This window comes from uncultured Methylibium sp. (assembly GCF_902826655.1).
Lineage (GTDB): Bacteria > Pseudomonadota > Gammaproteobacteria > Burkholderiales > Burkholderiaceae_C > Methylibium.
Map to the genome: position 1 here is coordinate 1 of NZ_CADEFR010000039.1, position 14,091 is coordinate 14,091.

Annotated in this window: 12 protein-coding genes and 1 other RNA gene; 8 read left to right on the plus strand and 5 right to left on the minus strand. The window is 72.2% G+C overall.

Going from position 1 to position 14,091, the window contains the following annotated elements; all coding sequences use genetic code 11:
- Positions 1-498: amino acid ABC transporter ATP-binding protein (locus QZV97_RS14630; protein ID WP_295643543.1), on the plus strand; the 498-nt coding region annotated here is incomplete at its 5' end.
- 7 nt (positions 499-505) lie between these two features.
- On the opposite strand, the gene QZV97_RS14635 is transcribed toward QZV97_RS14630, so the two are convergent.
- A complete protein-coding gene (locus tag QZV97_RS14635) occupies positions 506-2,005 on the minus strand; it encodes a hypothetical protein (protein ID WP_295643546.1) in 1,500 nt (499 codons plus the stop codon).
- 11 nt (positions 2,006-2,016) lie between these two features.
- Entirely contained in the window at positions 2,017-2,688 is a 672-nt protein-coding gene (locus QZV97_RS14640; protein ID WP_295643549.1) for a hypothetical protein, read from the minus strand.
- A 116-nt stretch (positions 2,689-2,804) separates the two neighbouring features.
- Between QZV97_RS14640 and pyrC the strand changes: the two genes are divergently transcribed.
- Together pyrC and QZV97_RS14650 are read left to right on the plus strand one after the other, a co-directional pair.
- On the plus strand, positions 2,805-3,854 hold the full coding sequence (gene pyrC / locus QZV97_RS14645) for a dihydroorotase (protein WP_295643552.1): 1,050 nt from the start codon (positions 2,805-2,807) through the stop codon (positions 3,852-3,854).
- 13 nt (positions 3,855-3,867) lie between these two features.
- Entirely contained in the window at positions 3,868-4,602 is a 735-nt protein-coding gene (locus QZV97_RS14650) for an NYN domain-containing protein (protein ID WP_295643556.1), read from the plus strand.
- A gap of 341 nt (positions 4,603-4,943) precedes the next feature.
- Here the strand turns inward: QZV97_RS14650 and cysK are convergent, their stop codons facing one another.
- The gene (gene cysK, locus QZV97_RS14655; protein WP_295643559.1) at positions 4,944-5,864 is read right to left on the minus strand and encodes a cysteine synthase A; all 921 of its coding nucleotides are present in this window, start codon (positions 5,862-5,864) and stop codon (positions 4,944-4,946) included.
- A 45-nt stretch (positions 5,865-5,909) separates the two neighbouring features.
- Here cysK and rnpB point away from each other — a divergent pair.
- Positions 5,910-6,244: RNase P RNA component class A (gene rnpB / locus QZV97_RS14660), an RNA gene on the plus strand.
- Between the two features lie 57 nt (positions 6,245-6,301).
- Positions 6,302-7,522 (plus strand): multidrug effflux MFS transporter, encoded by a 1,221-nt coding sequence (locus tag QZV97_RS14665; RefSeq protein ID WP_295643562.1) that lies wholly within the window; start codon positions 6,302-6,304, stop codon positions 7,520-7,522.
- Positions 7,523-7,552: 30 nt separating this feature from the next.
- On the opposite strand, the gene QZV97_RS14670 is transcribed toward QZV97_RS14665, so the two are convergent.
- A complete protein-coding gene (locus QZV97_RS14670) occupies positions 7,553-9,295 on the minus strand; it encodes a methyl-accepting chemotaxis protein (RefSeq protein ID WP_295643565.1) in 1,743 nt (580 codons plus the stop codon).
- A gap of 132 nt (positions 9,296-9,427) precedes the next feature.
- On the opposite strand from QZV97_RS14670, the gene QZV97_RS14675 reads away from it, so the two are divergent.
- Genes QZV97_RS14675 through QZV97_RS14685 form a run of 3 tightly spaced genes read left to right on the plus strand, consistent with a single transcriptional unit; the run spans position 9,428 to position 11,912 of the window.
- A complete protein-coding gene (locus tag QZV97_RS14675) occupies positions 9,428-10,129 on the plus strand; it encodes a TetR/AcrR family transcriptional regulator (protein WP_295643567.1) in 702 nt (233 codons plus the stop codon).
- Complete coding sequence (locus tag QZV97_RS14680) at positions 10,126-11,418, plus strand: hypothetical protein (protein WP_295643570.1); 1,293 nt, start codon at positions 10,126-10,128, stop codon at positions 11,416-11,418. The genes QZV97_RS14675 and QZV97_RS14680 overlap by 4 nt, the downstream gene beginning before the upstream one ends.
- Before the next feature lie 26 nt (positions 11,419-11,444).
- Positions 11,445-11,912 carry an SRPBCC family protein gene (locus tag QZV97_RS14685; RefSeq protein ID WP_295643573.1) on the plus strand — a complete coding sequence of 156 codons (468 nt, stop codon included), beginning with the start codon at positions 11,445-11,447 and terminating at the stop codon, positions 11,910-11,912.
- A 13-nt stretch (positions 11,913-11,925) separates the two neighbouring features.
- Here QZV97_RS14685 and QZV97_RS14690 read toward each other — a convergent pair whose 3' ends face one another.
- On the minus strand, positions 11,926-13,995 hold the full coding sequence (locus QZV97_RS14690; protein WP_295643576.1) for a GAF domain-containing hybrid sensor histidine kinase/response regulator: 2,070 nt from the start codon (positions 13,993-13,995) through the stop codon (positions 11,926-11,928).
- Positions 13,996-14,091 lie beyond the last annotated feature (96 nt).

Consider the following 14,091-nt stretch of genomic DNA (forward strand, 5'->3'; position numbering starts at 1 on the left):
GGCATGGTGTTCCAGCACTTCGAGCTGTTCCCGCACCTCAGCGTCACCGAGAACCTGACGCTCGCGCAGATCAAGGTGCTGAAGCGCAGCCCCGACGAGGCCAAGACCCGCGGGCTGAAGATGCTCGACCGCGTCGGGCTGAGCGCGCACAAGGACAAGTTCCCCGGCCAGCTCTCGGGCGGCCAGCAGCAGCGCGTGGCGATCGCCCGCGCGCTGAGCATGGACCCGATCGTGATGCTGTTCGACGAGCCGACCTCAGCGCTCGACCCCGAGATGGTCGGCGAGGTGCTCGACGTGATGGTGCAGCTGGCTCACGAGGGCATGACGATGATGTGCGTGACCCACGAGATGGGCTTCGCCCGCAAGGTCAGCCACCGCGTCATCTTCATGGACGCCGGCAAGATCGTCGAGGACTGCAGGAAGGAAGACTTCTTCGGCGCCCCCGAAGCCCGCTCGCCGCGCGCGCGGGACTTCCTGTCCAAGATCCTGCAGCACTGAGCTGCGGCTACTGCCGCGCCGGCTCGCGCGCGATGTCGGCGTTGGGCAGCGGGAGCTCGCGGCGGATCTCGGTCGCCGGGCGCTGGGGCAGTTCCTTGCGGATGAGCTGCGCGCGGTTGTTGCCGGCATAGAAGCGCGTGGCCGGGTCGTAGGCGCGCGGTGCCCAGGCGCGGAACTCCGATTCGATGCGGTCGACGGGCTTGCCCAGCGCCTGCTCCAGCAGCTGGATCGCGCGCTGCTGCGCCGGCACGTAGGTGTCGGGCACGGTGCGCTGGCGGTAGGCGTCGAAGACCTTGTGCAGCGTGCCGGTCTCCTGGAGGTACAGCGCGAACATGCGCGCGAAGGCCAGCAGGTAGGCCTGCTGCGCGTCGTCGTAGACGCGCTCGCCGAGCTTGCGGTGGATGGCCGGCTCGTCCGAGAACCACGGCGCGGTCACCAGGTCGGCGAGCCGGATCCCGCTGCCGGGGCCGGCCACCAGGTCGGCGTAGACCCGCGAGCGCCAGTTCGGCTCGCCGAAGTACAGGCCCTCGGCCGCGGTGGCGGTCTCGTAGAGGCTGGCGACGCCTTCGTCCAGCCACTGCGGGATGCCGCCGAAGGATTCGTGGACGACGGTGTGGAAGAGCTCGTGCAGCAGCGTGCCGGCGCCGGTGCCCGTCAGCATGCCGAGGATGGAGCGGTCGTTGCCGAAGGTGTAGCCGAGCGTCATCGCGTTGGCTTCCATGCCGTGCAGGCGCATCGCGGCCTGGCGCAGCGTCGGGATGTCGGGGTAGAGGTAGACCGCGACGTAGGTCGGCGGCGGCTTCAGGCGGTAGGACTCGACCAGGAAGTCGATGAAGTCGTCGAGGCGCTCGCCGATCAGCTTGAGCGAGGCGGCCGTGTGCGTCGGCGAGGCGCTGGCGATCACGGTGCGGCGCGACACGTGGTGGCGCGAGGCCGGCGCCAGCTGGCGCACCATCGCCAGCGCCCGCTCGGGCTCGCCGAGCGGGATCAGCCGGGCTTCCAGCTCGGCGGCCTTGATCGGCCTGGTGACGCGCAGCGGCGCGTTCGCCAGCAGGCCGTCGCTGCCGCCGACGGCGAACAGCTTGGGCGTGCCCTTGACGGTGGCGGTGCCGCCGGCCAGCGCGATCAGCACCGGCGGCGCCGCGCCCGGCGCCGTGCCGGCCTGCAGCTGCTGCACGCACAGGCGGCGCTCGCCGTCGAGCGTGGGGCGCGCCGCCTCGGGCATGTTGCGAAAGCGCAGCGACCAGTCGAGGATGTTGGCGCCCTGGCCCAGCCGTCCGTCGGTGCGGCACAGGCTGGTGCCGAGCCAGTAGTCGACCTCGTAGTTGCCGCGGTCGTCGGGGTCGACCAGCGGGCGCAGCGCGTCGATCGCGCCGCCCCACTGGCGCTGCTGCCAGGCGTCGCGGCCGGCGACGTAGGCCGGGTCGGTGGTCAGCTGGGCGGCGCAGGGCAGGGCGGCGACCAGCAGCGCGGCGGCGGCGAAGCGGTGGCAGGGCCAGGCGTTCATGGCGGCTCCTCTCAGCGTGTCGGGGCGAACGGCGAGGGAAAGCGCGGCACGCCGGAGGCGGCGGACTGCGGCGACGGCAGCGGCGCCGGCGGAGCCGCCAGCGGCGTGGCCGTGCCCGGCGCGGCCGGCAGCTCGACGCGCGGCGGCAGGTAGATGGCCGTGTCGCTCGACTCGACCGAACCCGGCACCGCCAGCGCCAGGCCGATGATCACCGTGCCCAGCAGCGCCAGCAGCAGGCCGGGCGCGTTGGTGTCGAGCGCCGTCTTGGCGCCCTGGGCCTCGCCCGAGAACGTGACCTTGGCGCGCAGCTGGCCCAGCACGAACACGCAGCCGGTCAGCGCCAGCAGCATGCCGGTCAGGAAGCCCATGAAGCGCGCCCACAGCCGGCCCTTGACGATGGCGATCTGCACGTTGAAGCGCTGCTGCAGGCCCATCTGCTCGAGCGTGGCGCGCACGTACCAGTCGCGATAGGCCGCGTCGGCCGGGCCGCTGGCCGGCTGGTCGGCGCGCGCGAGCGTGGCGCCGATCTCGGTGCGGTTGTACTGCAGCTCGCCCTGCAGCCGGTCGAAGAACAGGTAGGTGGTGACGCTGAAGAACACGCCGACGAACACCAGGCTCGCCAGCATGAAGGGCAGCAGGCGCTCCTGCCAGGTGATGCGCGGGGTCGACGGGGCTTGCGACACGGGGCCGGCTCCTCGAGAGGGCGATGACTCACTCTAGGCGTCGCGTCGCGCCGGCTCAATGGGCAACTTGGGGAGGACGCGCGGACCGGGTGTCACGCTGGCCGACAATGCAGGCCATGGCCGTCCCCGACACGCTGACCCTGACCCGCCCCGACGACTGGCACCTGCACCTGCGCGACGGTGCCGCGCTGGCCGCGGTGCTGCCGCACAGCGCGCGGCAGTTCCAGCGCGCGATCGTCATGCCCAACCTGCGGCCGCCGGTCACGACCGTGTCGCAGGCGCTGGCCTACCGCGAGCGCATCGTCGCCGCGCGGCCCGCCGACGGGCCCGGGTCGACGTTCGAGCCGCTGATGACGCTCTACCTCACCGACCACACCTCGCCCGACGAGATCCGCCGCGCGCGCGAGGCCGGCGTCGTCGCGCTCAAGCTCTATCCGGCCGGTGCCACCACCAACAGCGATGCCGGCGTCACCGAGCTGCGCAAGACCTACGCCGCCCTCGAGGCGATGCAGCGCGAGGGCCTGCTGCTGCTGGTGCACGGTGAAGTGACCGACCCCGACGTCGACCTGTTCGACCGCGAGGCCGTCTTCATCGACCGCCAGCTGATCCCGCTGCGCCGCGACTTCCCGGCGCTGAAGATCGTCTTCGAGCACATCACCACGCGCGAAGGCGCCGCCTATGTGCTGGGCGCCGACGGGCCGATCGGCGCGACGGTCACGCCGCAGCACCTGCTCTACAACCGCAACGCGATCTTCACCGGCGGGCTGCAGCCGCACTTCTACTGCCTGCCGGTGCTGAAGGCCGAGGTGCACCGCCAGGCGCTGGTGGCCGCAGCCACCTCGGGCAGCCCGAAGTTCTTCCTCGGCACCGACAGCGCGCCGCACGCGGCCCACCTGAAGGAGCACGCCGGCGGCCATGCCGGCTGCTACACGGCGCTGTCGGCGCTGGAGCTGTACGCCGAAGCCTTCGACGCCGCGGGCGCGCTCGACAGGTTCGAAGCCTTCGCCGCCTTCCACGGCGCCGACTTCTACGGCCTGCCACGCAACGCCGGCACGGTGACGCTGAAGCGCGAGGCCTGGACGCTGCCCGAGGCCGTGCCCTTCGGCGACGCGCAGCTCAAGCCGCTGCGCGGCGGCGAGACGCTGGCCTGGAAACTGATCGCCTGACCCGGAGCCCGCGATGGACGACGACCTGACCCGCTGCACGCTGCTGATCGACGCCGACAACGTCAACCTCGAGGTCGTGGCGCAGGTGCTGAAGCTGCTGGACGACGGCTCGCGCCGCCTGCTGCACAAGCGCGCCTACGGCAGCCTGCAGAAGGCCGGCGAATACGCCGCGCTGTGCGAGCAGCACGCGATCCGCTTCATGCCGACCACCTATGCCGGCACCAACGGCACCGACATCGCGCTGGCCATCGACGCGATCGAGCTCGCGATCCACGAGCCCGGCGACGAGTTCGCGCTCGTCACGTCCGACTGCGATTTCCTGCCGCTGGCCGCGCGCCTGCGCGAGCTGGGACTGCACGTGCTGGGCTTCGGCCAGGAGGGCAAGTCGGCGCGCAACCTGCAGCAGGACTACCTGCGCGTCTACGACGAGTTCCGCGTGATCGCCGGCGCCGCGCCCAAGGCGCGCCCCGCGGCCCGCAAGGCGAGCCGCGCGGCCCCCGAGCCCGCGACGTCGACGGTCGCCATGCTGCACCCGCCGGTCCAGGAGGAAGTGCGCCGCATCCTCGAGGCCGTGCCCGAGCTGCTGGAAGGCAAGAAGGTCGAGCTCGGCAATGCCGCCAAGGCGCTGCGCGCCGCCAAGCTGCTGGCCAAGAACGCGGCCTCGACCAAGCTCTTCAGCAAGTACCCGGACCAGTTCGAGCTGTCGCCGGCGAAGCAGCCGAACAAGGTGCTGTACCGGGTGCGGTGAGCCAAGCGGCCGTTCGGGATGGGCTGCTGCCGTTCGGACTGAGCTCGTCGAAGCCCTGAGCAGGCTGCCGAGGACGCCGGGCGACCGGCTCCGTTCATGTCCCCCGACGCTTGCTGAACGCTCGCGTCTCCTCCTTTACTTCACTCCGCCGGTCACCCGACGCCCTCGTCAGCAAGCATCGCCACCGCATGCACCTGTCGTTTCCGGAGCGTCGGGGTGGGCCGCTGTGTGGAGTGAAGTAAAGGGGGAGGTCTTGGCCGAAGGCCAAGGCCGGAGGACATGAACGCAACACAGCGGCCCGCCCCGACGCTCACGCGCCACGAGCGGTACGCCAGCGGCGTTCACTCCACCGGCAGGAACCCCTCGATCGACAGGTAGCGCTCGCCGGTGTCGTAGTTGAAGCCCAGCACGCGCGCGCCGGCCGGCAGCTCGGGCAGCTTCTGCGCGATGGCGGCGAGCGTGGCGCCCGAGGAGATGCCGATCAGCAGGCCTTCCTCGCGCGCCGAGCGGCGGGCCATCTCGCGCGCGGCCTCGGCCTCGACCTGGATCGTGCCGTCGAGCAGGTCGGTCTGGAGGTTGGCGGGGATGAAGCCCGCGCCGATGCCCTGGATCGGGTGCGGCGAAGGCTGGCCGCCGCTGATGACCGGCGACGCGCTCGGCTCGACCGCGTAGACCTTCAGCCCCGGCCACTTCGCCTTGAGGACCTGCGCGCAGCCGGTGATGTGGCCGCCGGTGCCCACGCCGGTGATCAGCGCGTCCAGGCCCTCGGGGAAGTCGGCCACGATCTCCGCGGCGGTGGTGCGCACGTGCACCTCGATGTTGGCCGGGTTGTCGAACTGGCCCGGCATCCACGAGCCCGGCGTCGCGGCGATCAGCTCCTGCGCCTTGGCGATCGAGCCCTTCATGCCCTTCTCGCGCGGCGTCAGCACGAAGCTCGCGCCGTAGGCCAGCATCAGTCGACGGCGCTCGATGCTCATGCTGTCGGGCATCACCAGCACCAGCTGGTAGCCCTTGACCGCGGCCACCATCGCCAGGCCGACGCCGGTGTTGCCCGAAGTCGGCTCGATGATCGTGCCGCCGGGCTTGAGGCGGCCGTCGCGCTCGGCGGCCTCGACCATCGACAGGGCGATGCGGTCCTTGATCGACCCGCCCGGGTTGCTGCGCTCGGACTTGATCCACACCGCAGCCGTCGGGCCGAACAGGCGCTGCACGCGGATGTGCGGCGTGCCGCCGATGGTGTCGAGGACGGTGTTGGCTTTCATCGCGGGGTCCCGGGGTTCGTGGAGGGCGACTGATAATGCCACCGTGAAGCGGACCAGACCGCCGCTGGCACGAGGACCGAAAGGTCGTGCTGGAGGAAGGTCCGGACTGCACAGGGCAGCGCAGCAGCTAACGACTGTCCACCGCGAGGTGAGGATCAGAGCAACAGAGACGAGTCGGGGCGGCAACGCCCCGGGTGAAACGGGCAATCTCTGCGCGCAGCAACACCAAATAGGCACACGTTGATCCGGCCCGGGGAGTGTGCGGGTAGGTGGCACCGAGCCGTTCCCGCGAGGGGCGGCCCAGAGGAATGGCGGTCACGTGCGGGACGGCGCAAGCCGCACCGCGCGCACAGAATCCGGCCTATCGGTCCGCTTCACATTTTTGTGCTTCCCGGCACCTGGCCACGAGCCGGGGCGCCCTGTCTTTCCAGGATTCGATGAACCCCGACGCCCACACCCTCTGGCGTGCCCCGATGTGGGCCCTGTCCGTGCTGCTCGCCTGCCTGGGCATGCTCGGCCCGTTCGCCATCGACACCTACCTGCCGGCCTTCAGCGGCATCGCCGCGTCGATCGGCGCGACGCCGGTCGAGATGCAGCAGACGCTGTCGGTCTACCTGATCGGCTTCGCGGTGATGAGCCTGTTCCACGGCGCGCTGTCCGACAGCTTCGGGCGCCGGCCGGTGGTGCTGTGGGGCGTGGCGGTGTTCACCGTGGCCTCGGTGGGCTGCGCGCTGGCGCAGACCATCGGCCAGCTCGTCTTCTTCCGCCTGCTGCAGGGGCTGTCGACCGGCGCCGGCATCGTCGTCTCGCGCGCGGTGATCCGCGACATGTTCGCGCCGGCCGACGCGCAGCGCGTGATGTCGCAGGTGACGCTGTTCTTCGGCATCGCGCCGGCCATCGCGCCGATCATCGGCGGCTTCCTGTACGTGCACGCCGACTGGCACTCGATCTTCTGGCTGCTGGCGGCGATCGGCGTGGCGCTGTGGATCGCCAACTACAAGCTGCTGCCCGAGACCCTGCACGCCGACATGCGCCAGCCCTTCAATGCACGCAACCTGCTGATCGGCTACCGGCAGATGGGCTCGAGCGCGCGCTTCATGACGCTGGTGCTGGCCAGCGGCATCCCCTTCAACGGCATGTTCCTCTACGTGCTGTCGGCGCCGGTGTTCGCCGGCGAGCACCTGGGCCTGGCGCCGCAGCAGTTCTTCTGGCTCTTCCTGTGCACCATCGGCGGCATCATGGGCGGCGCGTGGTGGAGCGGGCGGCTCGCCGGCAGGCTGCCGCCGATGCGGCAGATCCGCCGCGGCTTCCGCATCATGCTCGCGGTGTCGCTGGTCAACGTCGCGGCCAACGCGATCTGGCCGGCGCAGGCCTGGTGGGCGCTGCCGCTGATCGGCCTGTTCTCGCTGGGCTGGGCGCTGATGGTCCCGGTGGTCACGCTGATGGTGCTGGACCTGGTGCCCGAGCGGCGCGGCATGGCCTCGTCCTTCCAGTCGTCGATCGCGGCCGCGGCCAACGCGCTGGTCGCGGGCCTGCTGGCGCCGCTGGTGATGCACTCGACGCTGGCGCTGGCCGTCGCCTCGCTGGGCCTGATGGCCATCGGCCTGGTGGCCTGGCTGTGGGTGAAGCCGCGGCTGCAAGCGAGCGCGGCGGCCTGAGCCGCCGCGTTCGCTAGCGAGTACCAAGACTCAGAACGACTGCCAGTCGTCGCCGGCGCTGGCCGTGGCCGCGGCCACCGGCGCCACGGCCAGCGGTGCGGCGGGCGCGCTGCTCACCGGCTTCTTCGCCGGTGTCGAGGCCGCAGCGGGCTTTCTCGCGACGGCCACCGGCCGCGCGGCCGCGGGCCTGGCGGCCGGGGCCGGCAGCGCCGGCGTCGCGCGGGCGACGCTGCCGATGTTGAACACCGACACCGTCTCGGCCAGGCGCGCCGCCTGGTGCTTCATGCTGTCGGCGGCCGCGGCCGATTCCTCGACCAGTGCCGCGTTCTGCTGCGTCACCTGGTCGAGCTGCGCGACCGCGTCGCCGACCTGCTCGATGCCCTTGGACTGCTCGACGCTGGCCGAGCTGATCTCGCCGACCAGGTCGGTGACGCGCTTCACCTGCGCGACGATGTCGTCCATCGTCTTGCCGGCCTCGGCGACCAGCTTCGCGCCGCCGTCGACCTTCTCGACGCTGGCGCCGATCAGCGACTTGATCTCCTTGGCGGCCTGCGCGCTGCGCTGGGCCAGCGTGCGGACCTCGCCGGCCACGACCGCGAAGCCGCGGCCCTGCTCGCCGGCGCGCGCCGCTTCCACCGCGGCGTTCAGCGCCAGGATGTTGGTCTGGAAGGCGATGCCGTCGATCACGCTGATGATGTCGGCGATCTTGTTCGAGCTGTCGGTGATGTCGTCCATCGTCGTCACCACCTGGGCCACGACGCTGCCGCCGCGCGCGGCGACTTCCGACGCGCTGGCCGCCAGCTGCGAGGCGGCGCGCGCGTTGTCGGCGTTCTGCCGGACGGTCGAGGTCAGCTCTTCCATCGAGGCCGCGGTCTGCTGCAGGTTGGACGCCTGCTCCTCGGTGCGCTGGCTCAGGTCCAGGTTGCCGGTCGCGATCTGCGACGAGGCGGTGCTCACCGACTCGACGCCGCCGCGCACCTCGGCCACGACGGCGCGCAGGCGCTCGACCATCTGCACCAGCGCGCGCACGAGCTGCGCGACCTCGTCCTTGCCCTTCGCGCTGAGCGACCGCGTCAGGTCGCCGGCGGCCACCGCCTCGGCCAGGCCCACGGCCTCGCGCAGCGGGTTGGCGATGGCGCGGGCGATCAGCCAGCCCAGCACGACCGCGACCGCCAGGCCGATGATCACCACGGCCACCACCAGCAGGCGGCCGTTGGCGTAGATCGTCGCGGCGTGCGCGGCATCGGTGCGCGCGCCTTCGTCGTTGAACTTGGCCAGCGCCTTGATCGAGTCCAGCGCCTTGTCGAAGCGCCGCGTGCCCTCGTTCATCAGCGTGCCGCGGGCGTCCTCGACCATGCCGATCTTCATCATGTCGATCACCGCGACCGAGTTGTCGAGGTAGGCCTTCCAGTCCTCCATCGCCGTCTCGTAGAGCTTGCGCTCCTCGGGCCCGTCGATGAACTCGGCGTAGGACTTGCGCGCGGCCTCGAAGTCGGCCTTGCTGGCGTCCAGCCGTTCGGCGGCCTTGGCGACCTCGTCGGGCTTGGTCAGCACGAGGCGGTATTCGCGGGTGCGCAGGCGGGTGGCGGTCTCGGCCATGCGCAGGCTGTCGCGCACGCCGGAGAGGCGGAAGGTGACGATGGACTCGGTCTCGGCATTCACGCGCGAGAGCTGCAGCACCGAGAAGGCGCCCAGCAAGGTCATCAGGGTCAGCACGCAGCCGAAGGCAAAAGCCAACTTGCCGCGCACGGTCAGGCGGTCGAGAAAGTTCATGAATCCCCCATTCGCGACCGCCCGGAGCGGCGATCGCACAGCCTCGTTTATCGGTCGATCCGGCCCGGGCCGAAGGTCGGAGAACCGTGCCAAACTGGCCGCTTCTCGGCCCGATGTGTACAAGTAAGCAAAGTGCCTGACACGCGCGCGACACCCCGCAAGGCCCGCAGATCGACGCGGGCGACGCCGGCGGTGGCCCGCCCGGCGCGCGTGCGCCCCGGCAACGCCGACGACCAGGCCCGGCTGCGCACCGCGATCCTCGACGCCGCCTTCGCGATCTACCAGCAGGGCGGCCTGCCGGCGCTGACGATGCGCGCAGTCGCCGCCGGGGTCGGGCTGTCGGCGATGGCGCTGTACCGGCACTACGCCGACAAGGCCGCGCTGCTGCGCGCGATGTGGGAGGCGGTGCTGGTCGAGGCGCGCAGCGAGGTGCTGGCCGCGATCGCGGCACCCGACACGGCACGCGGACACCTGCGCACCAGCACCGACGCGTCGCTGCGCTACTGGGAGCGCCATCCCGACCACTTCCGCCTGGTCTTCATGACCGAGCAGACGATGGCCGCCGACCGCGACGCCGGCCTCACGCAGGCCGAGGCCTACCGCCAGGTCGTCGACCTGTCGGCGCCGCTGATCGAGGCCTTTGCCGCCGAGACCGGCGGCGACCCCGGCCGCGTGCTGCTGGCCCGCGACCTGCGCCTGGCGCTGATGGTGGGTTACCTGCACGCGCGCGTCGTGAACCGGCGCTTTCCGTGGACCGACCTCGATGCGCTGCGGGCGGCGGCGGTCGACGCGATCGAGGCGGGGGTCGCGCAGTGCCTGCGCGCGACCCGATGACGCATCGGCGGTGGGGGGCGGCGCTGCTGGCGTTTGCCGCGATGGTGGCGGTCGTGCTGGTGGCATGGCGCTTCGACAGCGGCGCGCCGCCCGACCCGGCCGCCGCTGCTGCGCCCGTGCCCGCCGACGTGCCGACGTGGCTCAGCCTGCCCCGCACCAGCCTCGAGGTGGCCGAGGGTGCGCCGGCCGTCCCGGCCACGGTCCCGCCGACGGCGCCGGGCTGCGAGTCGCTGCCCGACGCCGACCTGCCGGCCGCGCTGCCGGCGCGCGGCGCGCAGCTGATCGATCGCTCAGCCGTCGCGCGCGGTGACCTGCTGCTGCGCCTGGCGGCACAGCCCGAGGAGCGCGTGCGCGCCGCCGGCCTGGTGCTGCAGGCCCGCTTCGCCGTGATGGAGCAGCAGAACGAGCCGGTCGCGGCGTGCGCCTCGCCGCCCTGCTGGCTGCCCGAGCCGGCGGCCCAGCGCACGGCGCGCGAGGCGCTGGCGCGGCTGGCCAGCGGCTCGCACGACCCGGTCGTGCACGCGCTGGCGGTCGAGACCTGCCGCGAGGCGGCGAACTGGCCCGCGGCCCGCGGCGGTCCGCGGCGCGACGAGACCTGCGGGCTGGTCAGTGCCGAGCAATGGGCCCGGCTCGACGCCGACAACGCCTATCCCTGGCTGTTCGTCGCCGAGGCGGCCCGGCAGCGCCGCGACACGGCCGCGCACGGCGAGGCGATGCACCGCATCGCGAACGCGCGCGCCAGCGACGCCGGCTACGGCCGGGTCCACGCGATCGTCGCGCCCTACCTGCCCGACGACCTGCCGCCGCTGGCGCAGATGGGACTGGACGGCAGCGTGCTGGGCGTCACCGCGAGCCAGCCGCTCGCGCCATACCAGGCGGCGCTGGGCGACTGCAAGGACGACGGCCTGCGCGACGTGAACCGGCGCCAGACCTGCGAGGGCATCGCGCGGCTGCTGACCGAGCGCGCCGGCAGCTTGCTGGAGCTGGGCCTGGGGCTCGGCCTGGCGCGGCGGCTGGAATGGCCGCCCGACCGCATCGACGCGCTGACGCGCGAGCGCGATGCCTATCAGCAGGCGGCCGCCGAGGCGATGAAGTCGACCGCCGGCAGCTCGCTGTGCGGTATGACGCGGCGGCTCGCGTCGCAGGTCGAGGGCATCGGTCGCGAGGGCGAGCTGGCGTGGATGCGGCGCTGGGTGGCGCAGTCGGGGCTCACGGTCGACGAGCTGGCCGCGCGGCGGCGGGCGGACAACGAGCCTGCCGACCCCGCGGCGAGCGCCGCCTCGAAGTGACGGCGTGCCCGCGCTAAGCTCGCCGCATGCGCTTCGAACACCTGCTCCAGGTCACCGATCCCGGCAACCCGGTGGTGCCGGCCATGAGCCGCGACGAGCTGTGGCGCGGCCTGCTGCTGCGCGTCGAGTCGCCGCAGGAGTTTCCGCTCGGCCCCGACCGTTGCGAGTCGCAGCCCGGCCGCGATGCCGACGAGCGCCGGCGCAGCATCCACTTCGGCGCGCTGCGCTTCGACGACACGGTGCGGCTCGAGCCGCAGCGGCGCATCGACTTCGATCCCGATCCGCACGAGGGCGCGATGCCGGTGCGGCTGTCGATCACGATCGAGGAACCGTCGCCCGGCGCGCTGTTCCTGCGCTTCGTCTACAGCGCCGACGACGATCCCGCCGCGGCGGCCGACCGCGCGCTGCAGGGCTATCGCGAACAGGCCTGGCTGGAGCTCGACCGCGACATGCTGCGCGCCTTGCGGGCCTGGCAGCAGGAAGGCCGGCTCTGAGCGGCCGGCGCCGTCAGGACAGGGCCGGCAGGGATTCGGACGCCAGCAGGTCCAGCAGCCGCGGCACCAGCGTCAGCAGGTCCAGGGGCTTGGTCCAGTAGTCGTCGAAGCCGGCGGCGCGGGCGGCGGCGATCTGTTCCGGCAGCGCGTCGGCCGACAGCGCGATGCAGCGCAGCCGCTCGGTGTCCGGGTCGCGTCGCAGCGCGCGCACGACCTGGTCGCCGGTCAGGCGCGGGATGTTGATGTCGACCAGCAGCAGGTCGGGCCGCAGGCGGCGCGCCAGCTGCAGGCCCTGCTCGCCGTCGGTCGCGATCACCACCTGCCATTGCGGGATGTGGCGCAGCGCCTCGGTCACCAGCAGCGCGTTGACGGGCTCGTCCTCGATGTAGACGATGGTGGCCGGCGGCACGTCGACGCGGGGCAGCGGCAGCAGGCTGCCGAAGTCGCTCAGTTCGCCCGGGATCGTCAGCCCGCCCAGGCGGGTCTGGCCGGCCGACGCCGCGCCGGCGCGTGCCAGCACGATGGCAAAGGTCGAGCCGCGACCCGGCGTGCTGCGCACGACGAGCTCGCCGCCCATCGCCTCGACCAGGTTCTTGGCGATCACGAGGCCGAGGCCGCTGCCTTCGACGCCGGCGTTCTCGGCGCCCAGGCGGTTGAAGGGCTGGAACAGCTGGCCCAGCTGGCGGTCGTTCAGTCCGGCGCCTTCGTCGGTGACCGAGATCTCGACCTGCGCGGCGCGCGTGCGCACGCCCACGGTCAGGCGGCCGCCGGGCCGGTTGTACTTGACGCCGTTGGACAGCAGGTTCACCAGCACCTGCTCGAGCGCGCGCGAGTCGGCGATGACGCGCAAGCGGTCGCCGGGGTCGGCGCGCACCAGCTCGACCGCCATCTTCTGCGCCAGCGGCTCGACCATCGAGGTGCAGGCGTCCAGCGTGGCGTCGAGGCTGACGCTGCCGAGGTTCATCGGCCGCGAGCCCTGCTCGAAGCGCGTCAGGTCGAGCACGTCGTTGATCAGGTCCAGCAGGTGCAGGCCGGCATGGTGCACCTGCTCGAGGCGCGCGTGCTGCACCGGGTCCGGCGGGCGCTGGGCGTCCAGCTGCAGCAGCTGGGTGAAGCCGAGGACGGCGTTGAGCGGCGTGCGCAGCTCGTGGCTCACGCGCGAGAGGAACACGCTCTTCTCGCGGCTGGACTGTTCGGCCGCGAGCTTCTCGCGCCGCAGCTGCTCGAGCTGCAGGCTCTCGCTGACGTCGCGGCAGGACCCGACCCAGCGCGGCGCGTGGCTGAGCCGCTGCATCGCGATCTCCAGGTGGCGCATCGCGCCGCCGCGCGACTGGGCGAGGGCGGCGGTCAGGGTCAGGGTCGCGCCGTCGCGGGCCGGCGCGCCGATGGCGGCACGCAGCCGCTCGCGGTCGCCGATCTCGAAGCTCTCCAGCCACATCTCGAGCGACAGCTCGCCGCCGGCGACATGGCGCTCGTGCTGGCGCATCGCCCGGTCGTCCAGCGACACGCAGGAGCGCGACGGGTCGATCTCGATCAGGCCCAGCTGGGCCGCCTCGACGGCGAGCTGGCAGCGCTGATGCATCTGGTCGGCCTCGAGCCTCAGGGCGCGGCTGGCGAGCCAGTGCTCGACCGCGCGCGCCAGGCCGGCCAGCAAGTCGCGCTGCGTGGCGTCGAGCCGGCGCGGCGCGCGGTCGATCACGCACAGCGTGCCGAGCTTGTGGCCGTCGAGTGCCAGCGGCTCGCCGGCGTAGAACACGATGTTCGGGTCGCCGAGCACCAGGGGGTTGTCGCTGAAGCGCGGATCGCGCCGGGCGTCGGCCACTTCGAACAGGCCGTCGCCGAGGATCGCGTGGGCGCAGAAGGCGAGGTCGCGCGGCGTCTCGGTCGCGTCGAGCCCGTGGCGGGCCTTGAACCATTGCCGGTCGCTGTCGACCAGGCTCACCAGCGCAACGGGGCAGCCGCTGATCGCGCTGGCGCAACGGACCAGTCCGTCCAGCACCGGATCGCGTTGCGTGTCCAGCACCTGCAGGCTGTGCAGGCGGGCCAGTCGCGCGGCTTCATCGTCGGGCAGGGCAGGCTTCATGGTCCGCGAAGTGAAAGGTGTGGACCGCGGCACCGCCGGAGCAGGGGGGTCGGAATGCCCCGAACGGAGCCAGCGAATCCACGGACCGAAGAGTAG